Raw genomic sequence first — 24,501 nt, 5'->3', positions numbered from 1 at the left:
GTGGCCATGTTCCGATTGCAGGGCAGCAAAGTACTCGCCGTGGAGATGACCGGCGACGCCGTCAAGGCGAAGAACGGCGCCATGGTGGCCTACGACGGCCAGATGGCGTTCAAGAAGATGTCCGGGGGCGGTGAGGGGATCCGCGGCATGGTGACCCGCCGGCTCACCGGCGAATCCATGGAGGTCATGGAGGTGAAGGGGCACGGCACGTGCTACTTCGCCGACCGTGCGAGCGAGATCAACCTGGTGCGGCTGAACGGCGAGAAGCTCTTCGTCGAGGCCAGCAACCTGCTGGCGACCGACCCCGGGCTGCGGACCGGCACCACCTTCACCGGCCTGCGCGGCGCGAGCCAGGGCAACGGCCTGTTCACCACGACGGTCGAGGGCGTCGGCCAGGCCGCGATCACGTCGGACGGCCCGGCCATCGTGTTGCGGGTCTCCGCGGGCATGCCGCTGCAGGTCGACCCGGGCGCGTACGTGGCGCACACCGGCAACCTGCAGCAGCACTTCCAGACCGGCGTCAGCTGGCGGACGGTGCTGGGCGAGGGCTCCGGCGAGAGCTTCCAGATCCGTTTCGAAGGTGAGGGCCTGGTCTACGTGCAGCCCAGCGAGCGCAACACGATCGGGGGACAGCTCTAGTGCCGTTCACCAAGATCAATTCCAAGATGGTCGAGGCGCAGATCATCCCCGGCCAACGGCTGTTCAGCCAGCGCGGCGCGATGCTCGCCTACCGCGGCGAGGTCTCGTTCACGCCGAACATCCAGGGCGGCCAGGGCGGCATCGCCTCGATGATCGGCCGGCGGGTCGCCAACGAGGCGACGCCGCTGATGACCGTCGAGGGCCAGGGCTCGGTGATGTTCGGGCACGGCGGCCACCACATCCACACCATCGACCTGAGCGGCGAGACGCTCTACGTCGAGGCGGACCGGCTGCTGGCCTTCGACGGCACACTGCAGCAGTCCACGATGTTCATGGGCTCACAGGGCGGCGTCATGGGCGTGATCCGAGGCCAGGTCACCGGCCAGGGTCTGTTCACCACCACGTTGCAGGGCAAGGGCTCGGTCGCCGTCATGGCGCACGGCGGCGTCATCGAGCTGCCGATCACCCACCAGGGCCCGGTACACGTCGACCCGCAGGCGTACGTGGCGCACCGCGGCGACGTGCGCAACAAGCTCTCCACGGCGCTGGGCTGGCGGGACATGGTCGGACGGGGCTCGGGCGAGGCGTTCCAGCTGGAGCTGTCGGGCCAGGGCACGGTGTACGTACAGGCGTCGGAGGACAAGCTGTGACCGCGATGGCCGGTGGGCCCGTCATTCACGATCCGCACTCGCTGCCGGTCGACGACAACGTCAACCCGTACGCGTTCAGCGTCGAACTCAAGGGGCAGTGGTTCCTGCAGAAGGGGAAGATGATCGCCTATTACGGGCAGATCGACTTCCACGGCATCGGCCACGGCCGGCTCGACCGGCTGGTCGCCGCCAACTTCCACTCGCCGATGCACGCCGCGGACTGGGTGGTCGCCGAGGGCCAGGGCAAGCTGCTGCTCGCGGACCGGGCTTACGACGTCAACTCCTTCGACCTGGAGAACGGCAACCTGACCATCCGGTCGGGCAACCTGCTCGCCTTCCAGCCCGGACTGGCGCTCAAGCAGTCGATCATCCCCGGCTTCCTCACCCTCATCGGGACCGGCAAGTTCGTCGCCGCCTCGAACGGGGCGGTGCACTTCGTGGAGCCGCCGATCCGGGTGGACCCGCAGGCGCTGGTCGGCTGGGCGGACTGCCCCTCCCCCTGCCACCACTACGACCACGGCTACATGCGCGGCGTGCTGGGCGGCCTGCGGGCGCTCACCGGGATCGGCGGGACCTCGGGCGAGGAGCACCAGTTCGAGTTCGTGGGCGCCGGGCAGGTGCTGCTGCAGTCCACCGAGGTCCTGATGCCGGAGACGGCGACCGGCGGCGTCCCGGCGTCCGCGGGACCGGGCGTGCCCGGCGCGGGCGTGCCCGGTGCTCAGCCCGGGCCGGGGCAGGCGCCTCGACTGCCTGGTCAGCTGGGGGATCTGCAGCGACGCTTCGGGCTGTAGTGGGTGGCCGTCCGGCCGGGTGTTCGACAGGTGTTCGACCTGGCCGTTTCGGTCCGCCCTCTCGGGCTGTGACCGGTTGACTACGGGGCCCGTTCATACGGTTTTCAACTACCTGTAGAATTCAACTCATGGAGACTCAGAACGGCACCAAGTGGCTCACCGAGGACGAGCAACGCGCCTGGCGCACCCATCTCGACGTCAGCCGACTGCTGATGCACCAGCTGGAGCGGGACCTGCAGCCGTTCGGCCTCACCAACAACGACTACGAGATCCTGGTCAACCTCTCGGAGTCCGACGACCGGCGCATGCGGATGAGCGACCTCGCGCGCGTCACCCTCCAGTCCAAGAGCCGGCTCTCCCACCAGATCACCCGGATGGAGACCACCGGGATGGTCCGGCGCGAGAACTGCGAGTCCGACCGGCGCGGGCTGTACGCGGTGCTCACGGAACTGGGCTGGGACACGATGCGGAAGGTTGCTCCGCACCACGTGGCCTCGGTGCGGGAGAACTTCATCGATTTGCTGCCGGCGGACGACTTGGCAGCGCTCTTCAAGGCGCTGGCGCCGGTTGCGGAGCACCTGCGGTCGGCGCGCGGGCGGTAGTTCCGTGCGGGTCGCCGGTGCGGGCGGGGACCGCGCCCGCTGGTCCGAGCGGCGGCTACGCCTGCGTGACGCTTTCGATCAGTTCGTCCGACGCCGTGTACGGGTCCAGGTGGCCCGTGATGATCCGTTCCGCCAGGGCGTCGAGCCGCTGGTCTCCGTGGAGGTCGCCGATGCGTTCGCGGAGGGCTGTGACGGTGATGTTCTCGACCTCGTTGGCGGCGCGGCGTCGGCGGCGGGCGTTCAGCACGTCGTGCTCCTCCATCCAGGCGCGGTGCTTCTCCAGGGCCTCCACGACCTCGTCGATGCCCTCGCCGCGGGCCGCGACGGTCTTGACGATCGGCGGGCGCCAGTCCCCCGGGCCGCGCGACTCGCCCAGGCCGAGCATGTGGTTGAGCTCACGCGCCGTGGAGTCGGCGCCGTCGCGGTCGGCCTTGTTGACCACGTAGACGTCGCCGATCTCCAGGATCCCGGCCTTGGCGGCCTGGATCCCGTCGCCCATGCCCGGTGCCAGCAGCACCACGCAGGTGTCCGCCTGGGCGGCGATCTCCACCTCGGACTGCCCGACGCCCACCGTCTCGACGAGGATCACCTCGCAGCCGGCCGCGTCGAGCACCCGGATCGCCTGGGGGGCCGACCAGGCGAGGCCGCCGAGGTGGCCCCGGGTCGCCATCGAGCGGATGTAGACGCCGGGGTCCGAGGCGTGCTCCGACATCCGGACCCGGTCGCCGAGCAGCGCGCCGCCGGAGAACGGCGAGGACGGGTCCACCGCCAGCACGCCGACCCGCTTTCCGCGCTTGCGGTACGCCGTGACCAGCGCGGACGTCGAGGTGGACTTGCCCACACCCGGCGAGCCGGTCAGGCCGACCACGTACGCGCCGCCGGACAGCGGCGCCAGCGCCGCCATCACCTCACGCAGCTGCGGGGACGCCCCCTCGACCAGCGAGATCAGCCGGGCCACGGCCCGCGGCCGACCTTCACGCGCCTGCTCGACCAGCGTGGCGACGTCCACCATCAGTGCTCCGTCTCTCGTCTACTACTTGCCGGGAACGCGGATGATCAGGGCGTCGCCCTGGCCGCCTCCGCCGCAGAGCGCGGCGGCACCCGTTCCGCCGCCGCGGCGCTTGAGTTCCAGCGCGAGGTGCAGGACGACGCGCGCTCCGGACATCCCGATCGGGTGACCCAGCGCGATCGCACCGCCGTTGACGTTCACCTTTTCAGGTGTCACGCCGAGGTCCTTCATCGACTGCACGGCGACGGCCGCGAAGGCCTCGTTGATCTCGATGAGGTCCAGGTCCCCGACGGTCAGACCGTCCTTCGCCAGGGCGTGCGCGATCGCGTTGGAGGGCTGGGACTGCAGCGAGTTGTCCGGGCCCGCGACGTTGCCGTGGGCGCCGATCTCGGCGATCCACTCCAGGCCGAGTTCCTCGGCCTTGGCCTTGCTCATGACGACCACGGCGGCGGCGCCGTCGGAGATCTGCGAGGAGGTGCCGGCGGTGATCGTGCCGTCCTTCGCGAAGGCGGGACGGAGCTTGGAGAGCGACTCCGTGGTGGTCTCGGCGCGGATGCCCTCGTCCTTCGCGAAGATCACCGGCTCGCCCTTGCGCTGCGGGATCTCGACGGGGGTGATCTCCGCCTCGAACAGGCCGTTCTTCTGCGCGGCGGCGGCGCGCTGGTGGGACAGGGCCGCGACCTCGTCCTGGGCCGCACGCCCGATGCCGAGGCGGGTGTTGTGCTTCTCGGTCGACTCGCCCATCGGGACGTTCTCGAACGAGTCGGTGAGGCCGTCGTACGCCATCGCGTCGAGCATCTCGATCGCGCCGTACTTGAAGCCCTCGCGGGACTTCGGCAGCAGGTGCGGGGCGTTGGTCATCGACTCCTGGCCGCCGGCGACGACGATGTCGAACTCGCCGGCGCGGATCAGCTGGTCGGCCAGCGCGATCGCGTCGAGGCCGGAGAGGCAGACCTTGTTGATCGTCAGGGCGGGGACGTTCATCGGGATGCCGCCCTTGACGGCGGCCTGGCGGGCCGGGATCTGGCCGGCGCCGGCCTGGAGCACCTGGCCCATGATGACGTACTGCACCTGGTCGCCGCCGATCCCCGCGCGGTCCAGGGCCGCCTTGATGGCGACGCCCCCGAGGTCGGCGCCGCTGAAGGATCGCAGGGATCCCAGCAGCCTCCCCATGGGAGTTCTGGCACCTGCGACGATCACGGACGTACGTGGCTGGCTCATGGTGCGGCCCCTTCAGCAGAGGAAGAGAGAAGTTAACGAGGGTTACCGTCAATGTACTGAGCGGTTAAGCGCGCGGTCATCGGGCGGAACGTGTGATCGCGCGCACGTTGCGTTACGGGGTCGGTAGCGGTGCACTGTTCCCATGCTGACTCGCATCGACCACATCGGTATCGCGTGCTTCGATCTCGACGCCACCGTCGAGTTCTACCGCGCCACGTACGGCTTCGAGGTCCACCACTCCGAGGTGAACGAGGAGCAGGGCGTACGGGAGGCCATGCTCAAGATCAACGAGACCTCCGACGGCGGCGCCTCCTACCTCCAGCTCCTGGAACCGACCCGCGAGGACTCCGCGGTCGGCAAATGGCTGGCAAAGAACGGCGAGGGCGTGCACCACATCGCCTTCGGCACCGCGGACGTGGACGGCGACGCCGCGGACATCGCGGGGAAGGGCGTCCGCGTGCTCTACGAAGAGCCGCGGATCGGCTCCATGGGGTCACGGATCACCTTCCTGCACCCTAAGGACTGCCATGGTGTCCTCACCGAGCTGGTCACCTCGGCCAAGGACCACTGACCCCAGCCCCCCTTGGGCCGGTAGAGTGGCCCAGCCGACGGGTGGGCGTGGGGTACCGGCCCGCTCCACGGCGTGGATCAGACACACTTCTCCGTAGGGCTCCGTGCAAACGGGGCTCCGGAGAGTCTCACCCGGTTGGCGGGTGAGAACGCCAGGGGACGGATGGGACCGCGGAGTGCGGGGCAACGACCGCTACGAGGCCGACGACCACCTCTCGCTGTTCGAGGCCGAGATGGAGCGGCTTCGCACCGAGCGGGGTAAGGCCGTCGAGCACGCCGACGACCTGGGCTACCAGGTCGAGGTTCTGCGCGCCAAACTTCACGAGGCACGCCGCAATCTCGCCTCCCGCCCCGCCTACGACAACATCGGCCACCAGGCCGACCAGCTGCTGCGCAACGCCCAGATCCAGGCGGACCAGTTGCGCACCGACGCGGAGCGCGAGCTGCGCGAGGCGCGGGCCGCCACCCAGCGCCTGCTGCAGGAGCAGGCCGAGCGGCAGTCCCGCTTCGAGGCCGAATGGCATGCCGAGGCCGTCGCCCGGCGCCGCCAGCTCGACGAGGAGCTGGGCGAGCGCCGGGCCACCGTCGAGACCCACGTCAACGAGAACGTGGCCTGGGCCGAGCAGCTGCGGGCCCGCAGCGAGTCCCAGGCCCGCCGGCTGCTGGACGAGACGCGCGCCGAGTCCGAGGCCGCGCTCGCCGCCGCCCGTGCCGAGGCGACGCGGATCGCCGAGCAGACCCGCGAGCGGCTCACCGCCGAGGCGGAGTCCGCGAAGGCCGAGGCGGAGCAACTGCTGCGGCGCGCCAGGACCGACGCCGAGCGCCTGCTGAACGCGGCCTCCAACCAGGCGCAGGAAGCCAGCAGCCAGGCCGAGCAGCTGCGCACGTCCACCCTCAGCGAGTCCGACGCGGCCCGCCAGGAGGCCACCGAGCTCACCCGGCTCGCCCAGGAGCGGATGCGCGAGGCCGACGACTCGCTGCGCGAGGCCCGTGCCGAGGCCGAGCGGCTGCGCGAGGAGGCCAACACAGCCGCCACGAAGCGGCTGTCCACCGCCGAGGCGGAGAACGAGCAGCGCACCCGCACCGCCCGCGCCGAGATCGCCCGCATGGTCACCGAGGCGACCAAGGAGTCGGAGGCCGCCAAGGCCGAGGCCGAGCAGGTCCGTGCCGACGCGCTCGCCGAGGCCGAGCGGATCCGCGCCGAGGCGCAGGAGAAGGCGCGCTCAGCCGCCTCCGAGGACGCCGCGGCGCAGCTGGCGCAGGCCGCCAGGAGCGCCGAGGAGGTGCTGACGAAGGCGTCCCAGGACGCCCAGTCCACCACCCGGTCCGCCGCCGAGGAGGCCGAGCGCATCCGTCGCGAGGCCGAGGCGGAGGCCGAGCGGCTGCGCGGCCAGGCCGAGGCGTCCGCGCAGGAGCTGCGCGGCGCCGCGCAGGACGACACCGAGGAGTACCGGGCCAAGACCGTCGAGCTGCAGGAGGAGGCGCGCAGGCTGCGCGGCGAGGCCGAGCAGCTGCGGGCCGACGCGGTCGCCGAGGGCGAGCGGATCCGCGGGGAGGCCCGCCGCGAGGCCGTCCAGCAGATCGAGGAGGCCGCCAGGACCGCCGAGGGCCTGCTGGCCAAGGCGAAGGCCGACGGCGACGAGATGCGCCAGGGCGCGTCCACCGAGTCCGACCGGATGCGGGCCGAGTCCACCGAGCGTGCCTCCGCGCTGAACAAGAAGGCCGAGGAGGCCCTGGAGCGGGCCCGTGCCGAGGCCGAGGTGCTGCGCGCCGAGGCCGAGCAGCAGGCCGGCCAGCTCAGGGATGACGCCGAGGCCGACGCGCGGCGGCAGCGCGACGAGGCCGAGCAGACCGCCCTGCGGCTGCGCGCCGACGCCGAAGCGGACCTGGTGCGGCTGCGCGAGGAGGCCGAGCAGCGCGTCGCCGCCGCCGAGCAGGCGCTGCGCGATGCCCGCGGCGAGGCGGAACGACTGCGCCGGGAGGCCGCCGACGAGGCGGAACGGCTGCGGAACGAGACCGCGGAGCGGGTCCGGGTCCTGCAGGAGCAGGCCGAGGTGGAAATGGTCCGGCTGCGGGACGAGGCCGCGTCCGACGCGTCGCATACCCGCGCCGAGGCCGAGACGATCGCGGTGCGGCTGCGGACCGACGCCGCCACCGAAGCCGAACAGCTGCGCACCGAGGCGCAGGAGACCGCTGACCGGCTGCGCGCGGAGGCCGCCGCGACCGCCGAGCGGACGGCCGCCGAAGCCGCCGAGGCGCTGGCCGCCGCCCAAGAGGAGGCGGCCCGCCGCCGCCGCGAGGCCGAGGAGCTGCTCGCGGCCGCGCGCGGCGAGGCGGACCAGGAGCGCGCCCAGGCCCGCCGCGAGAGCGAGGAGTTGCTCGCGACGGCCCGCACCCGGGTCCAGGAGGCCGGGGTCGAGGCCGACCGGCTGGTCGCCGAGGCCGAGTCGCGTGCCACCGAACTGGTCGCCGCCGCCGAACAGACCGCCCAGCAGGTCCGCGACGCCGTCGCGCACCTGCACGAGCAGGCCGCCGAGGAGATCGCCGGGCTGCGCTCCGCCGCGGAACACGCCGCCGACCGGCTGCGCACCGAGGCCCAGGGCGAGGCCGACCGGCTGCACGCGGACGCCAACTCCGAGCGGGAGCGGGCCGCCGAGGACGCCTCGCGGATCCGCCGCGAGGCCAAGGACGAGACGGACGCCGCCAAGTCGCTGGCGGAGCGCACCGTTTCCGAGGCGATCGAGGAGTCCGAGCAGCTGCGCACGGAGTCCCGTGACGATGCCAACCGGCGCCGTACCGAGGCCGCCGGCCAGGCCGACCAGCTGATCAACAAGGCCCGCGAGGAGGCCGAGCGCCTCGGCATCCTCGCCAAGGACGCGCTGGACACCGCCGAGCGCGAGTCGGAGGCGACCCGCGCGGAGGCCGACCGGATCCGCGACGAGGCCCGCGAGGACGCCAACCGCCGCCGCAGCGAGGCCGCCGAGCAGGCGGACGAGCTGATCGCCAAGGCGCAGGCCGAGGCGGTACGGATCGGGGCGGCCGCCGAGGAGCAGTCCGACACGATGGTCGGCGCCGCCCGCGCCGAGGCCGAACGGATCTTCGCCGAGGCGACGCTGGAGTGCAACGGCCTGGTGGAGCGGGCCCGTACGGACGCGGACACCCTGCTCGCCGAGGCACGCCGCGACGCCACGTCGATAAGAGAACGCACCGAGGAACTGCGCACGCGCGTCGAGTCCGAGGTCGAGGAGTTGCACGAGCGGGCCCGCAAGGAGTCCTCCGACCAGATGCGGACGGCCGGCGAGCGGGTCGACAAGCTGGTCGAGGCCGCCACCGAGCAGCTCACCGAGGCCGAGGCGAAGGCCGAGGAGGTCAAGTCCACGGCCGAGTCCGAGGCGAGCAAGGTGCGGATCGCCGCCGTGAAGAAGGCCGAGGGGCTGCTCAAGGAGGCCGAGCTGAAGAAGGCCGACGCGGAGCGGGAAGCGGAGCGGGTCAAGGGGGAGGCACGGGCCGAGGCGGAGCGTACGGTGAGCGAGGGGAAGCGCGAACTGGAGATCCTGGTGCGCCGCAGACAGGACATCAATGCCGAGATCTCCCGTGTCCAGGACGTCCTCGAGGCGTTGGAGTCATTCGAGGCCCCTGGTGGCGGGAAGAACGCGGTGACCGCCGGCGCGGGGGCCGGAACCACTCGTTCGGGGGGCAAGCGCAACGACGATGCTCCACTCGATTGAGCGGACATTCTGCATACCTAATAGGCAATGGCTCGGTGACACGCCGTCCGGGCCCCTAGGATTCCCTCTATCACCTCACCCGGTCTGAATTGACAGGAACCCCATGAGTGACACCTCCTCCCCCTTCGGCTTCGAACTCGTTCGGCGCGGATATGACCGCGGTCAGGTGGACGACCGCATCACCAAGCTCGTCGCCGACCGTGATAGCGCACTGACCCGGATCACCGCCCTCGAGAAGCGGATCGAGGAGCTACACCTCGAGACCCAGAACGCGCAGGCGCAGGTCAACGACGCCGAGCCGTCGTATGCCGGCCTCGGCGCCCGCGTCGAGAAGATCCTCCGGCTCGCCGAGGAGGAGGCGAAGGACCTTCGTGAGGAGGCCCGCCGCGCGGCCGAGCAGCACCGTGAGCTGGCGGAGTCCGCCGCCAACCAGGTGCGCAACGACGCCGAGACCTTCGCGGCCGACCGCAAGTCCAAGGCCGAGGACGAGGGCGCCCGGATCGTCGACAAGGCGAAGTCCGATTCCTCGCAGCTGCGGGGCGAGGCCCAGAAGGACGCCCAGGCCAAGCGCGAGGAGGCCGACGCCCTCTTCGAGGAGACCCGTGCCAAGGCCGCCCAGGCCGCGGCCGACTTCGAGACCAACCTGGCCAAGCGCCGCGAGCAGTCCGAGCGTGACCTGGCTTCGCGCCAGGCCAAGGCCGAGAAGCGCCTGGCGGAGATCGAGCACCGCGCCGAGCAGCTCCGCCTGGAGGCCGAGAAGCTCCGTACCGACGCCGAGCGCCGCGCCCGCCAGACGGTCGAGACGGCCCAGCGCCAGTCCGAGGACATCGTCGCGGACGCGAACGCGAAGGCCGACCGGATCCGCAGCGAGTCCGAGCGGGAGCTGGCGGCGCTCACCAACCGCCGCGACAGCATCAACGCGCAGCTGACCAACGTCCGCGAGATGCTGGCCACCCTCACCGGTGCGGCGGTGGCCGCGGCCACCGGCCCGGCCGACGAGGAGCCGATCTCCCGCGGCGTCCCGGCGCAGCAGAGCAGGTAAGCCCCATCGAGCGGGCCCACCCAGCCCGCTGATGCCCCATCACCGAAACCCCCGTCCTCCTCGGATGGGGGTTTCGGCGTGACGGACGTCCGGGTGAACATTAGGTTGGGTGCATGATTGAACTGCAGGGGCTCACGAAGCGGTACGGGGACAAGACCGCTGTCGACAACCTCACGTTCACCGTGCGTCCCGGCGTGGTGACCGGCTTCCTCGGGCCCAACGGCGCGGGCAAGTCCACCACCATGCGGATGATGCTGGACCTCGACAAGCCGACCGGCGGCGGTGTCCTCATCGACGGTAAGCACTACCGGGACCTCAACGAGCCGCTGAAGTACATCGGCGCCCTGTTGGAGGCCAAAGCCGTGCACGGCGGCCGCACCGCACACAACCACCTGCTGTGCCTGGCCCAGTCCAACAGGATCCCGGTCAGCCGCGTCGACGAGGTGTTGGAGACGGTCGGGCTGACGTCCGTCGCCCGCAAGCGCTCCAAGGGGTTCTCGCTCGGCATGGGGCAGCGGCTCGGCATCGCGGCCGCGCTGCTGGGCGACCCCGAGATCCTGATGTTCGACGAGCCGGTCAACGGGCTCGACCCCGAGGGCATCCACTGGATCCGCAACCTCATGAAGGACCTGGCCGCCAAGGGTCGTACCGTCTTCGTCTCCAGCCACCTGATGAGCGAGATGGCGCTGACCGCCGAGCACCTCATCGTCATCGGCCGCGGCCGGTTGATGGCCGACACCTCGATGGCCGACTTCATCGAGAAGAACTCCCGCTCGTTCGTCCGGCTCAGGACTCCCGACCCGGAGAAGATGCGCGACGCGCTGGCAGCCGCGAACATCACCCCGGTGGTGATGCAGGACGGCGCGTTCGAGATCCAGGACGGTGACGCGGCGCAGATCGGCGAGCTGGCCGCCCGCCACCAACTCGTCCTGCACGAGCTGAGCCCGCAGCTGGCCTCGCTGGAGGAAGCGTTCATGCAGCTCACCGCGGATTCGGTGGAGTACCACTCGGGCGGCGGCGGAGGGGGCGTCGCAGTGAAGCAGAACGCAGCGGTTCCCGGCCCCGAGGCAGGCGCACCGCAGCAGTGGGGCGCCGGCTGGACCGACGGCTCAGGCAAGGCCCCCCGTACCGGAAAGGACTCCTGACCATGCCGTCACCCAGCGCGGTCCTGCACTCGGAGTGGACCAAGGTCAAGACGGTCCGCTCGACGGTGTGGACCCTCGTCGCCGCCCTGCTCGTCACCCTGGTCATCAGCGGGCTCTTCGCCGTGATCACGAACAGTCAGTGGCACACCCTCAGCGAGCAGGACCGGGCCACGTTCGACGCCACCAACCTGAGCTTCTCCGGCCTGTGGCTGGGCCAGCTCGCGCTCATCGTCTTCGGTGTCCTCGTCGTGACCAGCGAGTACAGCACCGGGATGATTCGGGCCTCGCTCGCCGCGGTCCCCCAGCGCGGCCTCTTCTTCTTCGCGAAGATGGCGATCACGACGGGTCTCGCGTTCGTCGTCGGCATGGCCACCAGCTTCATCTGCTTCTTCGTGGGACAGGCGCTGCTGGGCGACCACGGCACCACGATCGGCGCACCCGGCGTGCTGCGCGCGGTGTTCGGCGCCGGCCTCTACATGACGATGATGGTCCTGTTCTCGGCGGGCGTGTCCATGATGTTCCGCAGCCCGATGCTCTCGCTCGGCATCCTCATGCCGTTCTTCTTCCTCATCTCCATCATCCTGGGCAACGCACCCGTGGTGAAGAAGGTCGGCAAGTACCTGCCGGACCAGGCCGGCCAGAAGATCATGCAGGTGGTGCAGCCCGTCGACAGCGACGTCCCGTACGGCCCCTGGGCCGGGCTGGGCATCATGGGGCTGTGGGTGGTGGCCGCGCTGCTCGGCGGATACCTGGTCCTCAAGAACCGCGACGCGTAGGCGACATGGGAGCGTACCGGCAGGGGTACCGGAAGGACACCCCTGCTGGAACCGTTCATGCCCCTGTACCCTCCTAAACCTCACGGGGGCACGTGCCCCGGTTGAATGCGAGGGGCAAGCATGATCGAGGCAACGGGCCTCACCAAGCGCTATGGCGCGAAGACGGCTGTGTACAACCTGTCGTTCCAGGTGCGATCGGGTGCCGTGACCGGCTTCCTCGGGCCGAACGGCTCGGGCAAGTCCACCACCATGCGGATGATCCTGGGCCTTGACGACCCGTCGGCGGGGCACGTCACCATCGGCGGCCAGCCGTACCGGAAGCTGACGAACGCCCCCCGCAGAGTCGGCGCGCTCCTCGACGCCAAGGCCGTGCACGGCGGCCGCAGCGCGCGCCAGCACCTGCTGTGCCTGGCGCAGCTGTCCGGCATCCCGGCCCGCCGGGTGGACGAAGTGCTCGGCGTCGTCGGGCTGCAGGACGTCGCGTCGCGCCGTTCCAAGGGCTTCTCCCTCGGCATGGGCCAGCGGCTCGGCATAGCGGGCGCCCTGCTGGGCGACCCCGAGGTGCTGCTCTTCGACGAACCGGTGAACGGCCTGGACCCCGAGGGCATCCTCTGGGTCCGCAACCTCATGCGGAAGCTCGCCGCCGAGGGCCGCACGGTCTTCGTGTCGAGCCACCTGATGAGCGAGATGGCGCTGACCGCCGACCACCTGATCGTGATCGGCCGCGGGCAGCTGCTCGCCGACATGAGCGTCAAGGACTTCATCGACCGCAACTCCACCGCGCATGCCACGGTCCGCACCCCCGACGACGCCGGGATGCGCGAGAAGCTCTCGAAGGCGCTCAGCGAGGCCGGCGGCCACGTGCAGCCCGAACAGGACGGCGCGCTGCGCGTCACCGGCCTGGAGCTGCCGCGGATCAGCGACCTGGCGCACGAGATCGACGTCCGCCTGTGGGAACTCTCGCCGCACCAGGCCTCGCTGGAAGAGGCGTACATGCGGATGACGAGCGGCGCGGTGGACTACCGCTCCACGCAGGACCCGCGCCAGGGACTGCAGCCGGCCGCCCCGCACCCGCAGCAGGGGTACCAGCAGGGCTACCAGCAAGGCGGTTACCCGCCGCAAGGCCAGTTCGCACCGCAGGGGTACCAGCAGACCGGCTACCCGCAGCAGGCGCCCGGCGGTTGGGGCCAGCCCCCGGTGCAGCAGGCGCCGCAGCAGCAGTACGCGCAGCCGCCGGCCCAGCCCTACGCCCAGCCGTACGGCCGGCAGCCCGCAGGCCTACCGCCGCAGCAGCAGCCGCAGCCGTACGCGGCGACCACCGCCGTACCCGCGCAGCCGCCGGCCGCGCCCCCCGCGCCCGCCGACCAGGCCCCCACCGCCGCCCCGGCCGCGCCTCCCGTGGCTCCCCCCGCCGCTCCCAGCCTCAACAAGTCCGACAGCGAGGACGCCCGATGACCGCCCCCGTCCCCGCCCCCGGCGCCCCCTACACGTACGCCCAGCAGTACACGTCCCCGATCCCGGTGCAGAACACCACGCTGGCGCACGCGCTGAAGTCCGAGTGGACGAAGATCCGCACGGTGCGCTCCACCGTGTGGACGATCAGCGTGATGCTCGTCGTCGTCATCGGCATCGGCATGCTGGTGACGTGGGCGATGAGTCAGGACGCCTACGTCGGGGCGCCGCTGCTCAGCGGCGGCCTGTTCGGGCTGATGCTCGGCCAGCTCGCCGTGATCACCCTCGGCGTTTTGGTGGTCACCTCCGAGTACAGCACCGGCATGATCCGTACGACGTTCACCGCCTGCCCGAGCCGCTCCCGCGTGCTGACGGCCAAGGCCATCGTCTTCTTCGGCGTGTCGTTCGTGACGACGACCGCGGCCTGCGGGATCACGGCGCTCATCAACTCCGCGGCCCTGTCGGGCCAGCGGGTTCCGGAGTCGGACCTCGACGACTCGGCGATGCGGGGTTCGATCGAGGCCGGCAAGGTCGTCGCCCACGCGGGCCAGTGGCTGGGAGCCACCGTCGGCGCCGGTCTGTTCGTGGCGCTTCTCGGCCTGCTCTCGCTGGCCATCGGCACCCTGCTGCGGCACTCCGCGGGCGCGATCACAGCCATGATGGGCGTGGTGCTGCTGCCGCTGATCCTCGCGCTCTTCATGTTCGCCGACAGCATGCACCCGCTGCGCGACTTCCTGATCAAGTACTCGGCGCTCAACGGACTCGCGTCCCTGTACCGCATCCCGATGGACGGCGGCACCAGTACCGGCTGGCCGGGGCTGGGGCTGCTCGCGATCATCACGGCGATCGCCCTGGGGCGGCGCCTACGCCGTGCTGGCCAAGCGCGACGTCTGACGGAGCCGCTGCGCTCAGTAGCGCGGTGCGTTACGGGACCGCTGCACCCTCGTGGTGCGGCGGTCCTTCGCGTTCCAGCACGCCCGGTGCCAGTGCCGGCGGTCGTCGACACCCCCGCCGTACTCCGGCCAGGCCACCAAATGGCCGACCGCGGGCGGGATCTCCTGGTCGCACCCCGGGCAGCGGTAGCTCTTGCCCGCGGCACTCCCGGCGATCGGCCGAACCGACCACTCCTCGCCCCGCCAGGCCTCGGTACGCTCGAGACCCCGGCCCGAACCCGATTCCCCGGGACGGTCTGCGGGGCTGTCACCACCGCGCGGGTGGTTTCGACGCGGCGACATGGGACACCTCGCGGTTCGGTCGGATCGAAGCGGCTCGTCCCAGGGTACGCGGCGGATGACGAGCGGGACGTACCTCCCATCTCGCCCCCAAGCCCCCTTCCGCTGCCGAAAATCATGAAATCGCGGCGGGTGGCCGTGCCTTTGGCACGTGTCAAGCGTTAGTGCCGGTAGAGGAGGGAGTGACCGATGCGCGTTGGGACTTTTGTTCTCGCAGCTCAGTTTCCCGGCCAGGGCCAGGGGGAGGTGCTGCACCGGGCGGTCCGGTCGGCGGAGCTGGCCGAGTCCGCGGGGCTGGACGCCGTGTGGCTGGCCGAGCACCATTTCGTTCCCTACGGAGTCTGCCCGTCCGCCGTGACGCTCGCGGCGTTTCTGCTGGGCCGTACCAGCACCATCGGCGTCGGTACGGCGGTCAGCGTGTTGCCGACCGCCCACCCCGTGGCCCTCGGCGAGCAGGCGGCCCTGCTGCACATAGCCTCCGGCGGCCGCTTCACCCTCGGCGTCGGGCGGGGAGGCCCCTGGGTGGACCTGGAGGTCTTCGGCGCCGGCCTCGAAGCCTTCGAGCACGGCTTCCCGGAATCACTCGACCTGCTGACGCGCTGGCTGCGCGAGCCCCGCGTCGGGGCCGACGGGCCGCGCTACTCGTTCCGCGAGGTGCCCGTCGTACCGCGCGCCGACGAGCTGGACGAGCCGGGCCCGCCGGTCATCGTCGCGTGTACGTCCCCGACCTCCGTCCGGCTGGCCGCGGAACGTGGCCTGCCGATGCTGCTCGGGATGCACTGCGGCGACGAGGAGAAGGCCGGGATGGTCGAGCTCTGGCAGCGCACGGCGCGGGCCGCGGGGCTCGCGCCCGAGGTCGTCGCGGCGGCCGGGGCCGAGCACGTGTCGGCGGGCGTCGTCCAGATCGCGGACAGCCGTGCGGACGCGGTCGAGGCCCTGGTGAAGGCGATGCCCGGCTGGCTGCAGCGCGGTCTCGCGGCCCACCAGACGGTGGACGGCAGCGCACGCCCGATGCGGAATCCGCTCAGCTACACGGAGTTGCTCTGCGATCTCCACCCGGTGGGCACGGCGCGGATCTGCGCCGACCGGCTGGCGGCCACCTCGGAGCGGACGGGGATCACGCGATTCGCTCTGCTGGTCGAGGGTTCGGGAGACCTGGCCGTCACCGAGGACAACGTGATGCGGCTGGGCGGCGACGTGCTCCCGCAATTGGCCTGAACCGGAAGGCGGGAGCACGTGGACCGCTGTCACATATGGATCAGCAGTCCCTGAATTCTGGTGACTGATTGAGCAGTTGGGAGCGCACGGAGGTGAATTTTCCGTAACTCCCGTCAACGGCCGGGTCGAGCGGGAACACCGCTACCCGGTGGCAATTCTGGAACGCGAGTCGGACCCCGAAATGGCGCTGCAGGGCACCCCGTATCGCGTCACTCGCCAGAGCGCGCAAGAGCTGTCCGCGCGCCTGCTCGTCCGGCGGCGGCACCTGGTTGTCGGCGAAGGAGCCACCGTCAACCTTGAGTTGCGCCACCAGTGAATTGATCATCTCCCATGCGTACGGCAGGGAGGTCCGGACGCAGTCGACGAATTCCTTCTCGTCGACCTCGCCTCGCTCGGCCTGTTCGAGGAGGGCCGGTGAGACGTCGAGCGACATGGGTACTCCTCTCGTGACCCCGCGACGTGCGGGGCCAGACGGACATGAACCGGAAACCGTCCGAGCTTCTCCCGCACGACGGCTTCCACATACAACGGTAGGCGGCGGTGTCCTGGCGCACCAGGAGGTAGCGCCCACAACCGGCCAATTTTCAACAGTCGCCCGTAGTCTCATGTTGAGGGCGAATCGCGCGCGGGGTGGGGCGTCGAGTAGCGTTGCGCACCATGCGCCTCGTCATTGCCCGCTGCTCCGTGGACTACGCGGGCAAGCTCTCCGCCCACCTCCCGTCGGCGACCCGTTTGCTCCTTGTCAAAGCCGACGGTTCGGTCTCCATCCACGCCGACGACCGCGCCTACAAGCCACTCAACTGGATGTCCCCGCCGTGCACCCTCAAGGTGGGCGACGACGGCGTCTGGACGGTGGTGAACAAGGCCGGTGAGCAGCTGATCATCACGATCGAGGAAGTCCTCCACGACTCCTCGCACGAACTCGGGATCGACCCCGGCCTCATCAAGGACGGCGTCGAGGCCCACCTCCAGGAGCTGCTCGCGGACCGCATGGAAGTACTGGGTGCGGGGTGGACCCTGATCCGGCGCGAGTACATGACGGCCATCGGGCCGGTCGACATCCTCTGCCGGGATGCCGAAGGCGTCACGGTCGCCGTAGAGCTCAAGCGGCGCGGCGACATCGACGGCGTCGAGCAGCTCACCCGCTACCTCGAGCTCCTGAACCGCGACCCGCACCTGGCGCCCGTGAAGGGCGTCTTCGCCGCCCAGGAGATCAAGCCCCAGGCCCGCGTCCTGGCCACCGACCGCGGCATCGGCTGCGTCGTCCTCGACTACGACGCGATGCGCGGCATCGAAGACGACAAACTCCGCCTGTTCTGATCTGGGCCCGTTCCGCTCACGAGTGGAACGGGATAGGCGTGCCGGCCCCGGCCCCCGGGTTGTGGGGGCCGGGGTTTGGCGTTACGGGGTGGTACCGCCGGTCGTGGTGGTCGGCGGCGTGGTGGTCTCCGTGCTCGTTGCTGTGGGTGATGTTGACGCCGACGAGGAGTCCGACGCCGACGGAGTTGTGCTTGGAGAATCCGGCGGACCACCGGTCGAGCCACCAGTCGACGCCGGAGGGCGCGACGTTTGCACCGTCGAGGGCGACGTCTGCGTGCCGGTGCTCGGTGTGGACGACGACCCGCCAGGCTTGCCGGACTTCACGGGCACGGCGCCCGCCGTCGTCGGCGTGGACCCCTTCGACGGAGTCGCGCTCGGCTTCGTCGAGGACGTTGTGCCGTCCGACGTCTGCTGGTCTGCCGGGAGGCCCGCGTTCTGGTCGTCCGGTTGGGCGGACTCGACTGGCTTCACATTGTTCGGCACGTTGCGGTTCTCGCTGCCGCCGGCGGACGAGCCGAGCGTGACGACCGTGCCGATGATCGCCGCCAGCGCGGCGGCCGCGCCTGCGGCCAGGAGGTTGCGGCGGGGGTTGGCGAGGGCGGTCCGGACGCTGCGGGGGGCCGCCGGCGCGCCGCCCGCGGCGAGTCGCTTGCTGATGACCGTGACCGGCGGGTCGTAGGCGTCCTGGGGAGCGGTGGAAGCCGCGAGGTGCGAGTCCGGGCCCGTGCCCGGTATCTCCAGGCCGGCGACGGCCGGTGTGAGCACCGTGGAGCCGCTGAAGCGGTCGTTGACGAGCGCGAGGGTTCGTCTGCCCACCAGGGTGCCCTGGCGGTCGGCGAGCGCCCCGCGCAGCGCTATGGAGGCCTCCAGTTCGGCCCGCGCCCGGTCGAGGCCGCCGGTGCAGAGCGCGAGTACGCCCAGCTCGTGATGGAAGTACGCCTCTTCGGCCACTTCGCCGGCCAGCCGGGCCGACTCCTGTCCGATCCGCAGCGCCCGCTCCCAGGCGCTCCAGTGCAGTGCCGCGGCGAACGTGGGCGCTGCCGTGCGGGCCAGGAGGACTGCGTTGCTGGGGTGTCCCGCGTCGCGGCAGGCGGCCATGGCGGCCAGGATCGTCTCGGCCTCGCCGGCGGCCCGCTCGGGCGCCACCGACGGGTGCCCGGTCCACCAGGTGTAGTGCTGGGCGGCGGCGAGGGCGCGGGCGGAGTCCTCGGTCTCGGTGGAGAGTCCTACGGACAGCTGCTGACGTACCCCGGCGGCGAGCCGGTAGTGCGAGGCGACGGGGACGGCGAGGCCGCACGCGGTGATCTCGCCGAGCGCGGCGTCACCGTGGGTGTCGCCCACGAGCGCGGGCAGGTGCGAGGGGTGCGGGCATTCGCCGTCGAGCGCGACGGCGAAGTCCAGCGCCTGCTGGGCCGTCTCGCTCAGCCGGGACGCGAGCAGTTCGGCGGGCGCGGCGCTCTCGGCGAGCGAGGGCAGCGGTATGCGGCCGGCGGGCTCGGCGTCGAACGGTCCGCCGGACTCGGGGGCGGACGTCCAGACGGAGTCGTCCCACTCCAGTCCCGGCTCGACCGGGTTGCGCAGGACGTCGCGCTGCCGCAGCAGCGCACCGGCCTGGAAGAAGCGCAGCGGCAGGCCCTCGGACTCGAACCAGAGGTCCGCCGCCCAGGCGGCCTCCTCCTCGTCGAGCGGGCGCTCGACGACGTGCTCCAGCAGGGCGAGGCACGCGACGCGGGTGAGGCCGGGCAGGAAGACCTCTTCGATCAGCGAGTCGGACGCCGGGGCAGCGACGTCCGGGGTCGCGGTGATCAGGAAGGCGCACTCCGGTACGGCGTTCAGCAGCTCTTCGAGCGCGGCGCCGCCGAACTCCAGGTCGTCCAGCACGACGATGGCGCCGACGTCGCTCAGCAGCTCCAGGGCAGCCGGGCGGTCGGGGCGGTACCCGTCGGTCTCGTAGACGAGGGTGAAGAGGTCCTGCAGCAGGTCGGCGGAGGTGCGGCGGTAGCCGGACAGCCGCAGTATCCCGTCGGGCGCGAGGTCGGCGCACGCTTCGGCGACGACGTCCAGCAGCGAGCTGCGGCCGGCGCCGGAAGGGCCGGTGACCCGCACCGAGCGGCCGCGGGCGAGCAGCCGGATGAGCCGCTCCCGTTCCTCGTCGCGCTCCAACAGGGGCAGCTCGGGCGCGCGGGGGCCCGGCGGCTGCTGCGGGCGGCGGGCCTCGGCCTGCCGCAGCCGGTCCTGCGCGCTGCGGCGTACGGGCGCGCGCCGCTCTTCCGGCGGGCACTGCACGACTTCGCTGCCGTCCACCGGATTGACCGTGAGCAGGAAGTCGCCCGCGACCACCTGGACGACGCGGGCGCGGGTCGTACCGCCCGTGTCCCCTTCGGGCCACAGGGTCTCCCCGCCGAAGACGGGGGCAGGCTCGCGCGGCGGGCGCGGTATGCGCGCCGGCGCCTTGGTTTCGTCGGCGGCATCCGCTTCGGGCTCTGGTGCCGCGAGATCGTCTGGTCGACCGGAGTGTGGGTCCATTGTTTCCGCCCCCCATATGCGTCGCGTACGGGGCGGTGTCGGACCACCGTACGTCCGCCTAGTCGGACCGGTCCGGTTCCCCTCCTCGACCCACCGTGTGGCAGGCCGGAAACCGAACTCTAAAGCCCCGGACAGTATTGCCGAAGGGCAGGGGCGCTGTGCCGCCCTTACATCACCTTTCAGCCTCGATCGCCAGGATTCGATGCAGTCGTGTGGCTACGAGCAGCCGCTGCATCTGCGGCGGGACGCCCCGCAGCACGAGCCGACGGTTGACCCGGCCCGCCCTCCGGTGCGCTCCCATGATCACGCCCAGTCCCGCGGCGTCCCACGAATCCAACGCTGTCAGGTCCAGCACGAGATCGCCGCAACCGGAGTCCACGGCGGTGTGCAGGACGGTACGGGCGTCCGCCGCACTGCGGACGTCGAGACGGCCTCCGACGACCAGCTCGGCATGGTCGCCCTGGATATGCATAGATCGCTCCCGGTGGAGTGATGGCGTGATGGATTCCGCGATGGCTCACCACAACTGACGGTTCGTCGCATATAAACGTTGCCGTCAGTGAGGGAACCGCTACCGAATTCACTCCTGGGAGTGAATGTTGTTAGTACGTGTAGAAGCCTTGTCCGCTCTTCCGGCCCAGGTCGCCGGCGTCGACCATGCGGCGCATGATCTCCGGGGCGGCGAACTTCTCGTCCTGCGACTCGGCGTAGATGTTGCCGGCGGCGTGCAGCAGGATGTCGACCCCGGTCAGGTCCGCGGTGGTCAGCGGACCCATCGCGTGGCCGAAGCCGAGCTTGCAGGCGATGTCGATGTCCTCGGCCGACGCGACCCCGGACTCGTAGAGCTTGGCCGCCTCGACGACGAGCGCCGAGATCAGCCGGGTGGTGACGAAGCCGGCCACGTCGCGGTTGACGACGATGCAGGTCTTGCCGATCTCCTCGGCGAAGGCCTTGGCCGCGGCCAGCGTCTCGTCACTGGTCTTGTAGCCGCGCACGAGTTCGCACAGCTGCATCATCGGCACCGGCGAGAAGAAGTGTGTGCCGACGACCCGCTCCGGGCGCTCCGTGACCGCCGCGATCTTGGTGATCGGGATGGCGGAGGTGTTGGAGGCGAGGATGGCGTCCTGCCGGGCGATCTTGTCCAGCGCCCGGAAGATCTCCTGCTTGACCTCGATCCGCTCGAACACCGCCTCGACGACGATGTCGGCGTCGGCGACGGCTTCCAGCTCGGTCGTGGCGGTGATCCGGGCGAGCGCCGCCTCGGCGTCCTCCGCGGTCATCTTCCCCTTGGCGACGAACTTCCCGTACGAGGCCTGGATGCCACCCAGACCGCGGGCGAGCGCCTCGTTCGTGACGTCACGCAGCACCACGTCGTAACCGGCTGCCGCCGATACCTGCGCGATGCCGGAGCCCATGAGACCGGCTCCGATGACGGCGAGCTTCTTCGCCACGACACACACCTTTACGTTCGGGGATTCTCGCCGGACCTTAACGCTCGCTCACACCCCGGCGCAGTAGGAAGAGAGGCGGGTCACTCTGTGTCTTTGGTCGCATAGTTGAGGATCTCGTCGCTCAGCAGGGCTTCCATGGCGTCCAGTTTGACCAGGACCACCCGCGAGACCTCGTTGGGCTCGCCACCGTCGGCCATCGCGCGGCCGATGGTACGCATCACCGTGTTCTGCAGCCAGGCGATCTGACCGGCGACCAGTTCGGGCATCAGATCGCCCCGGTCCGCGCCGGTTTCCCGCTCCAGAGTGCGTGCCAGATCGTCCTGCGCCAGGTTCTGCATCCGCCAGACCTTCGCCATCAGCACGGGCGAGGCATGACAGATCCGCATGAAGTGGGCGTAATTGGGGATCAGCCCGAGCGCCGGGGAGACCATGACGAGCTCGTCACGCAGCACGCGGACGACGGCTCCCGCCGCGGATTCGCCGGGGCGCCGGCCGCGCACGATGCCGGAGAGCCGTTCGACGACCTCGTCGTGCCGGTCGAAGTACAGGTCGGCCTTGTCCGGGAAGTAGTTGTAGACGGTGTTGACCGACACGTCGGCGGCGGCGGCGATCTCGGCGATCGTCACCTCGTCAAAGCCGCGTTCGAGGAAGAGCCCGGTGGCCACGTCGGAGATGTACTGCCGGGTCTGCCGCTTCTTGCGCTCCCGCAGCCCCTCGGCACGGCCCGCGACCCCCGCGCCGGCCTGCTGCTCCCCCGCTCGCGCTGTCCCGTCGTCCATGTCCGCATTCTAGCTTCGATGGCACATCACCAATTTTGGAGTCATTGCATTTTTTCCATCACTCTGGTTTTCTGTCGGCATGCCGACCCCGATCATCACGACCGCCGGGCTCGCCCGGACCTTCCAGACCAAGCGCGGACCCGTCGAGGCCGTCCGCGGCATCGATCTCACCGTCGAACGCGGCGAGATCATCGGCTTCCTCGGGCCCAACGGCGCGGGCAAGACCACCACCCTGCGGATGCTGACCACGCTGCTGGCGCCCACCGGCGGCAGCGCCACCATCGCCGGGCGCGACCTCGCCCGCGATCCGCGCGGGGTGCGCGCACGGATCGGCTACGTCGCCCAGTCCGGCGGGGTCGACCCGGCCGTCTCGGTCCGCGAGGAGCTCGTCACCCAGGGCCGGTTGTACCGACTGGGCAAGGACGAGGCCGCGACCCGTGCCACGGAGCTCGCCGGCCAACTCGGCCTCGAGGGGCTGCTCGACCGCAAGTGCGCCGCCCTGTCCGGCGGTCAGCGCCGCCGCCTCGACCTCGCCATGGGCCTCACCCACCGGCCCGAGATCCTCTTCCTCGACGAACCGACCACGGGACTCGACCCGGGCAGCCGCGCCGACCTGTGGCACCTGGTGCGCACCATCCGCGCCGAGCACGGCACGACCGTCTTCCTCACCACCCACTACCTCGACGAGGCGGACGCGCTCGCCGACCGGCTGGTCGTCGTCGACCACGGGCGGGTCGTGGCCGAGGGCACTCCCCAGTCCCTCAAGGCCGAGTACGCCGGGTCGCCCGGCGGGACCCTGCAGGACGCGTTCCTCGCCATCACCGGGCGCAGCGCGCCGCAGGACACCACACCCGTCGCCGTCTGATCCGGAGCCCCGCCATGTCCTCCACCACCGTCACCGCGCCCGCAAGCCCTTCCCACCTGCTGTCCGACACCGCGCTGATCTTCAACCGCTATCTCCGGCAGACCGTGCGCTCCCGTATCGGGCTGGTCTTCGGCCTGCTCATGCCGTTGCTGTACCTGGTCTTCTTCGGACCCCTGCTCCAAGGCCTGCCGCTCGGCGGCGCGGGCGACGCCTGGCAGACCCTGGTACCGGGTCTGCTCATCCAACTCGGTCTGTTCAGTGCCGTTTTCTGTGGATTCGGCATCCTGATCGAGAAACAGCTCGGGATCGTCGAGCGGATGCGGGTGACCCCGGTCAGCCGGCTCGCGCTGCTGCTGGGGCGCACGCTGAAGGACGTTCTCCAGCTCGTCATGCAGTCGCTCGTCCTGGTGCTGGCCGCGGTCGCGATGGGCCTGCGCACCTCGGTCACCGGCGCGGCCATCGGCTTCCTGTTCACCGGACTGCTGACGATCTCGCTGGCCTCCCTGTCGTACGCCCTGGCGATGCGGGTCGACAGCCCGCAGGAGTTCGCTCCGATCATCAACACCGTCAACGTGCCCGCGATGCTGCTCTCCGGCCTGCTGCTCCCGATGTCGCTGGCCCCCGGGTGGCTGGACGCCCTCTCGCGCTTCGTGCCGTTCCGCTATTTCGTGGACGCCGTCAGGGCCGCCTTCGTCGGCGACTACTGGACGGGCACGGTCGGCGTGGGCGCGCTGGTCGCCGTCGGGTTCGCGGCCGTGTCGGTGACGGTGGGCACACGGGTCTTCACCAAGGCCGGTGCGTGACTACGCTCGATGGCATGGTCAATCTGACGCGCATCTACACCCGTACCGGCGACACCGGCACGACCGCCCTCGGCGATATGAGCCGCACCGCCAAGACCGACGTCCGGATCTCGGCCTACGCGGACACCAACGAGGCGAACGCCGCCATCGGCGTGGCCATCGCGCTGGGGTCACTGCCGGCGGACGTCTCCGCGGTCCTCACCCGAGTGCAGAACGATCTCTTCGACGTCGGCGCGGACCTCGCCACGCCGGTGGTCGAGGACCCGAAGTACCCGCCGCTGCGCGTCGAGCAGTCGTACGTCGACAAGCTGGAGGCGGACTGCGACCGCTTCCTGGAAGATCTGGAGAAGCTCCGCAGCTTCATCCTGCCCGGCGGAACGCCGGGCGCGGCCCTGCTGCACGCCGCCTGCACGGTGGTCCGCCGGGCCGAGCGCTCGACGTGGGCGGCCCTGGAGGAGCACGGCGAGACGATGAACGCGCTCACCGCGACCTACCTCAACCGCCTTTCTGACCTGCTGTTCATCCTGGCCCGGACGGCCAACAAGGAGCGGGGCGACGTGCTGTGGGTGCCTGGCGGCGAGCGGTGACGGACGTGGACGGCGCCGGAATGGGGAGGGTGAGGGATCAGCCGCCCGTCACCGCCGGCACCTCTCCCTCGACTGTCTTGAGCCTCGCGGGCCGC

Annotated in this window: 25 protein-coding genes; 15 read left to right on the top strand and 10 right to left on the bottom strand. The window is 70.8% G+C overall.

All coding sequences use genetic code 11. The annotated features are described in order from the left end of the window. The 4 genes from M2266_RS24745 (at position 1) to M2266_RS24730 (ending at position 2,682) form a co-directional block, all read left to right on the top strand. The gene (locus tag M2266_RS24745) at positions 1–639 is read left to right on the top strand and encodes an AIM24 family protein (protein ID WP_277440164.1); all 639 of its coding nucleotides are present in this window, start codon (positions 1–3) and stop codon (positions 637–639) included. Beyond that, the gene (locus tag M2266_RS24740; RefSeq protein WP_277440163.1) at positions 639–1,289 is read left to right on the top strand and encodes an AIM24 family protein; all 651 of its coding nucleotides are present in this window, start codon (positions 639–641) and stop codon (positions 1,287–1,289) included. The genes M2266_RS24745 and M2266_RS24740 overlap by 1 nt, the downstream gene beginning before the upstream one ends. 5 nt (positions 1,290–1,294) lie before the next feature. Further along, the gene (locus M2266_RS24735) at positions 1,295–2,080 is read left to right on the top strand and encodes an AIM24 family protein (protein WP_277441339.1); all 786 of its coding nucleotides are present in this window, start codon (positions 1,295–1,297) and stop codon (positions 2,078–2,080) included. A 128-nt stretch (positions 2,081–2,208) separates the two neighbouring features. Beyond that, positions 2,209–2,682, top strand: a complete 474-nt coding sequence (locus M2266_RS24730) for a MarR family transcriptional regulator (protein ID WP_277440162.1) — start codon at positions 2,209–2,211, stop codon at positions 2,680–2,682. A gap of 55 nt (positions 2,683–2,737) precedes the next feature. Here the strand turns inward: M2266_RS24730 and meaB are convergent, their stop codons facing one another. Both meaB and M2266_RS24720 read right to left on the bottom strand, forming a co-directional pair. Beyond that, a complete protein-coding gene (meaB, locus tag M2266_RS24725) occupies positions 2,738–3,694 on the bottom strand; it encodes a methylmalonyl Co-A mutase-associated GTPase MeaB (RefSeq protein ID WP_277440161.1) in 957 nt (318 codons plus the stop codon). 21 nt (positions 3,695–3,715) lie between these two features. After that, positions 3,716–4,891, bottom strand: a complete 1,176-nt coding sequence (locus tag M2266_RS24720) for an acetyl-CoA C-acetyltransferase (protein ID WP_277441338.1) — start codon at positions 4,889–4,891, stop codon at positions 3,716–3,718. A 163-nt stretch (positions 4,892–5,054) separates the two neighbouring features. On the opposite strand from M2266_RS24720, the gene mce reads away from it, so the two are divergent. From mce to M2266_RS24690, 6 genes are all read left to right on the top strand, one after another. Continuing rightward, positions 5,055–5,483 carry a methylmalonyl-CoA epimerase gene (gene mce, locus M2266_RS24715; protein WP_277440160.1) on the top strand — a complete coding sequence of 143 codons (429 nt, stop codon included), beginning with the start codon at positions 5,055–5,057 and terminating at the stop codon, positions 5,481–5,483. A gap of 232 nt (positions 5,484–5,715) precedes the next feature. Beyond that, positions 5,716–9,210: a polarized growth protein Scy gene (gene scy, locus M2266_RS24710; RefSeq protein WP_277441337.1), complete on the top strand. Its 3,495-nt coding sequence runs from the start codon at positions 5,716–5,718 to the stop codon at positions 9,208–9,210. Between the two features lie 103 nt (positions 9,211–9,313). Continuing rightward, on the top strand, positions 9,314–10,252 hold the full coding sequence (locus tag M2266_RS24705; protein WP_277440159.1) for a cellulose-binding protein: 939 nt from the start codon (positions 9,314–9,316) through the stop codon (positions 10,250–10,252). Positions 10,253–10,365: 113 nt separating this feature from the next. Further along, positions 10,366–11,397, top strand: coding sequence for an ABC transporter ATP-binding protein (locus tag M2266_RS24700; RefSeq protein WP_277440158.1), 1,032 nt, complete (start codon positions 10,366–10,368; stop codon positions 11,395–11,397). A 2-nt stretch (positions 11,398–11,399) separates the two neighbouring features. Beyond that, complete coding sequence (locus M2266_RS24695) at positions 11,400–12,173, top strand: ABC transporter permease (protein WP_277440157.1); 774 nt, start codon at positions 11,400–11,402, stop codon at positions 12,171–12,173. 120 nt (positions 12,174–12,293) lie between these two features. Further along, the gene (locus tag M2266_RS24690; RefSeq protein ID WP_277440156.1) at positions 12,294–13,628 is read left to right on the top strand and encodes an ABC transporter ATP-binding protein; all 1,335 of its coding nucleotides are present in this window, start codon (positions 12,294–12,296) and stop codon (positions 13,626–13,628) included. 28 nt (positions 13,629–13,656) lie between these two features. Here M2266_RS24690 and M2266_RS24685 read toward each other — a convergent pair whose 3' ends face one another. From M2266_RS24685 to M2266_RS24675, 3 genes are all read right to left on the bottom strand, one after another. Continuing rightward, entirely contained in the window at positions 13,657–13,797 is a 141-nt protein-coding gene (locus M2266_RS24685) for a hypothetical protein (RefSeq protein WP_277440155.1), read from the bottom strand. A 42-nt stretch (positions 13,798–13,839) separates the two neighbouring features. Then, the gene (locus tag M2266_RS24680) at positions 13,840–14,325 is read right to left on the bottom strand and encodes a hypothetical protein (protein WP_277440154.1); all 486 of its coding nucleotides are present in this window, start codon (positions 14,323–14,325) and stop codon (positions 13,840–13,842) included. A 208-nt stretch (positions 14,326–14,533) separates the two neighbouring features. Then, positions 14,534–14,860 carry an ATP/GTP-binding protein gene (locus M2266_RS24675; protein ID WP_277440153.1) on the bottom strand — a complete coding sequence of 109 codons (327 nt, stop codon included), beginning with the start codon at positions 14,858–14,860 and terminating at the stop codon, positions 14,534–14,536. A 186-nt stretch (positions 14,861–15,046) separates the two neighbouring features. Here M2266_RS24675 and M2266_RS24670 point away from each other — a divergent pair, with 186 nt between their 5' ends. Next, entirely contained in the window at positions 15,047–16,075 is a 1,029-nt protein-coding gene (locus tag M2266_RS24670) for an LLM class flavin-dependent oxidoreductase (protein WP_277440152.1), read from the top strand. A gap of 40 nt (positions 16,076–16,115) precedes the next feature. On the opposite strand, the gene M2266_RS24665 is transcribed toward M2266_RS24670, so the two are convergent. Next, entirely contained in the window at positions 16,116–16,508 is a 393-nt protein-coding gene (locus M2266_RS24665; protein WP_277440151.1) for an SCO5389 family protein, read from the bottom strand. Between the two features lie 224 nt (positions 16,509–16,732). Between M2266_RS24665 and nucS the strand changes: the two genes are divergently transcribed. Further along, complete coding sequence (nucS, locus tag M2266_RS24660; protein WP_198357678.1) at positions 16,733–17,395, top strand: endonuclease NucS; 663 nt, start codon at positions 16,733–16,735, stop codon at positions 17,393–17,395. Positions 17,396–17,476: 81 nt separating this feature from the next. On the opposite strand, the gene M2266_RS24655 is transcribed toward nucS, so the two are convergent. The 4 genes from M2266_RS24655 to M2266_RS24640 all read right to left on the bottom strand — a co-directional run bounded on the left by M2266_RS24655 (position 17,477) and on the right by M2266_RS24640 (position 22,151). Then, positions 17,477–19,921: an ATP-binding protein gene (locus tag M2266_RS24655; RefSeq protein ID WP_277440150.1), complete on the bottom strand. Its 2,445-nt coding sequence runs from the start codon at positions 19,919–19,921 to the stop codon at positions 17,477–17,479. 172 nt (positions 19,922–20,093) lie between these two features. Further along, complete coding sequence (locus tag M2266_RS24650; protein ID WP_138355950.1) at positions 20,094–20,393, bottom strand: STAS domain-containing protein; 300 nt, start codon at positions 20,391–20,393, stop codon at positions 20,094–20,096. Positions 20,394–20,523: 130 nt separating this feature from the next. Beyond that, a complete protein-coding gene (locus tag M2266_RS24645; RefSeq protein WP_277440149.1) occupies positions 20,524–21,372 on the bottom strand; it encodes a 3-hydroxyacyl-CoA dehydrogenase family protein in 849 nt (282 codons plus the stop codon). Positions 21,373–21,452: 80 nt separating this feature from the next. Continuing rightward, entirely contained in the window at positions 21,453–22,151 is a 699-nt protein-coding gene (locus tag M2266_RS24640; protein WP_277440148.1) for a TetR/AcrR family transcriptional regulator, read from the bottom strand. A gap of 79 nt (positions 22,152–22,230) precedes the next feature. On the opposite strand from M2266_RS24640, the gene M2266_RS24635 reads away from it, so the two are divergent. The 3 genes from M2266_RS24635 to M2266_RS24625 are packed head-to-tail and all read left to right on the top strand — an operon-like array spanning position 22,231 to position 24,406. Next, the gene (locus M2266_RS24635; protein ID WP_277440147.1) at positions 22,231–23,016 is read left to right on the top strand and encodes an ATP-binding cassette domain-containing protein; all 786 of its coding nucleotides are present in this window, start codon (positions 22,231–22,233) and stop codon (positions 23,014–23,016) included. Between the two features lie 14 nt (positions 23,017–23,030). Then, a complete protein-coding gene (locus M2266_RS24630) occupies positions 23,031–23,819 on the top strand; it encodes an ABC transporter permease (protein ID WP_277440146.1) in 789 nt (262 codons plus the stop codon). Between the two features lie 14 nt (positions 23,820–23,833). Further along, the gene (locus M2266_RS24625; RefSeq protein WP_277440145.1) at positions 23,834–24,406 is read left to right on the top strand and encodes a cob(I)yrinic acid a,c-diamide adenosyltransferase; all 573 of its coding nucleotides are present in this window, start codon (positions 23,834–23,836) and stop codon (positions 24,404–24,406) included. The last annotated feature ends 95 nt before the right edge of the window (positions 24,407–24,501 follow it).

Origin of the sequence: Streptomyces sp. SPB162 (assembly GCF_029504575.1) — a bacterium.
Classification (GTDB): domain Bacteria; phylum Actinomycetota; class Actinomycetes; order Streptomycetales; family Streptomycetaceae; genus Actinacidiphila.
This window is presented reverse-complemented; position numbering and strand designations above follow the sequence as displayed.

What these genes read in the sequence shown, in the direction of transcription:
- M2266_RS24735 (WP_277441339.1), top strand. Translation starts at nt 1,295, where the DNA reads ATGGCCGGTGGGCCCGTCATTCACGATCCGCACTCGCTGCCGGTCGAC.
- M2266_RS24730 (WP_277440162.1), top strand. Translation starts at nt 2,209, where the DNA reads ATGGAGACTCAGAACGGCACCAAGTGGCTCACCGAGGACGAGCAACGC.
- meaB (WP_277440161.1), bottom strand. Translation starts at nt 3,694, where the DNA reads ATGGTGGACGTCGCCACGCTGGTCGAGCAGGCGCGTGAAGGTCGGCCG.
- mce (WP_277440160.1), top strand. Translation starts at nt 5,055, where the DNA reads ATGCTGACTCGCATCGACCACATCGGTATCGCGTGCTTCGATCTCGAC.
- scy (WP_277441337.1), top strand. Translation starts at nt 5,716, where the DNA reads ATGGAGCGGCTTCGCACCGAGCGGGGTAAGGCCGTCGAGCACGCCGAC.
- M2266_RS24705 (WP_277440159.1), top strand. Translation starts at nt 9,314, where the DNA reads ATGAGTGACACCTCCTCCCCCTTCGGCTTCGAACTCGTTCGGCGCGGA.
- M2266_RS24700 (WP_277440158.1), top strand. Translation starts at nt 10,366, where the DNA reads ATGATTGAACTGCAGGGGCTCACGAAGCGGTACGGGGACAAGACCGCT.
- M2266_RS24695 (WP_277440157.1), top strand. Translation starts at nt 11,400, where the DNA reads ATGCCGTCACCCAGCGCGGTCCTGCACTCGGAGTGGACCAAGGTCAAG.
- M2266_RS24690 (WP_277440156.1), top strand. Translation starts at nt 12,294, where the DNA reads ATGATCGAGGCAACGGGCCTCACCAAGCGCTATGGCGCGAAGACGGCT.
- M2266_RS24685 (WP_277440155.1), bottom strand. Translation starts at nt 13,797, where the DNA reads ATGACGACGACGAGCATCACGCTGATCGTCCACACGGTGGAGCGCACC.
- M2266_RS24680 (WP_277440154.1), bottom strand. Translation starts at nt 14,325, where the DNA reads ATGAAGAGCGCGAGGATCAGCGGCAGCAGCACCACGCCCATCATGGCT.
- M2266_RS24675 (WP_277440153.1), bottom strand. Translation starts at nt 14,860, where the DNA reads ATGTCGCCGCGTCGAAACCACCCGCGCGGTGGTGACAGCCCCGCAGAC.
- M2266_RS24670 (WP_277440152.1), top strand. Translation starts at nt 15,047, where the DNA reads ATGCGCGTTGGGACTTTTGTTCTCGCAGCTCAGTTTCCCGGCCAGGGC.
- M2266_RS24665 (WP_277440151.1), bottom strand. Translation starts at nt 16,508, where the DNA reads ATGTCGCTCGACGTCTCACCGGCCCTCCTCGAACAGGCCGAGCGAGGC.
- nucS (WP_198357678.1), top strand. Translation starts at nt 16,733, where the DNA reads ATGCGCCTCGTCATTGCCCGCTGCTCCGTGGACTACGCGGGCAAGCTC.
- M2266_RS24655 (WP_277440150.1), bottom strand. Translation starts at nt 19,921, where the DNA reads ATGGACCCACACTCCGGTCGACCAGACGATCTCGCGGCACCAGAGCCC.
- M2266_RS24650 (WP_138355950.1), bottom strand. Translation starts at nt 20,393, where the DNA reads ATGCATATCCAGGGCGACCATGCCGAGCTGGTCGTCGGAGGCCGTCTC.
- M2266_RS24640 (WP_277440148.1), bottom strand. Translation starts at nt 22,151, where the DNA reads ATGGACGACGGGACAGCGCGAGCGGGGGAGCAGCAGGCCGGCGCGGGG.
- M2266_RS24635 (WP_277440147.1), top strand. Translation starts at nt 22,231, where the DNA reads ATGCCGACCCCGATCATCACGACCGCCGGGCTCGCCCGGACCTTCCAG.
- M2266_RS24630 (WP_277440146.1), top strand. Translation starts at nt 23,031, where the DNA reads ATGTCCTCCACCACCGTCACCGCGCCCGCAAGCCCTTCCCACCTGCTG.
- M2266_RS24625 (WP_277440145.1), top strand. Translation starts at nt 23,834, where the DNA reads ATGGTCAATCTGACGCGCATCTACACCCGTACCGGCGACACCGGCACG.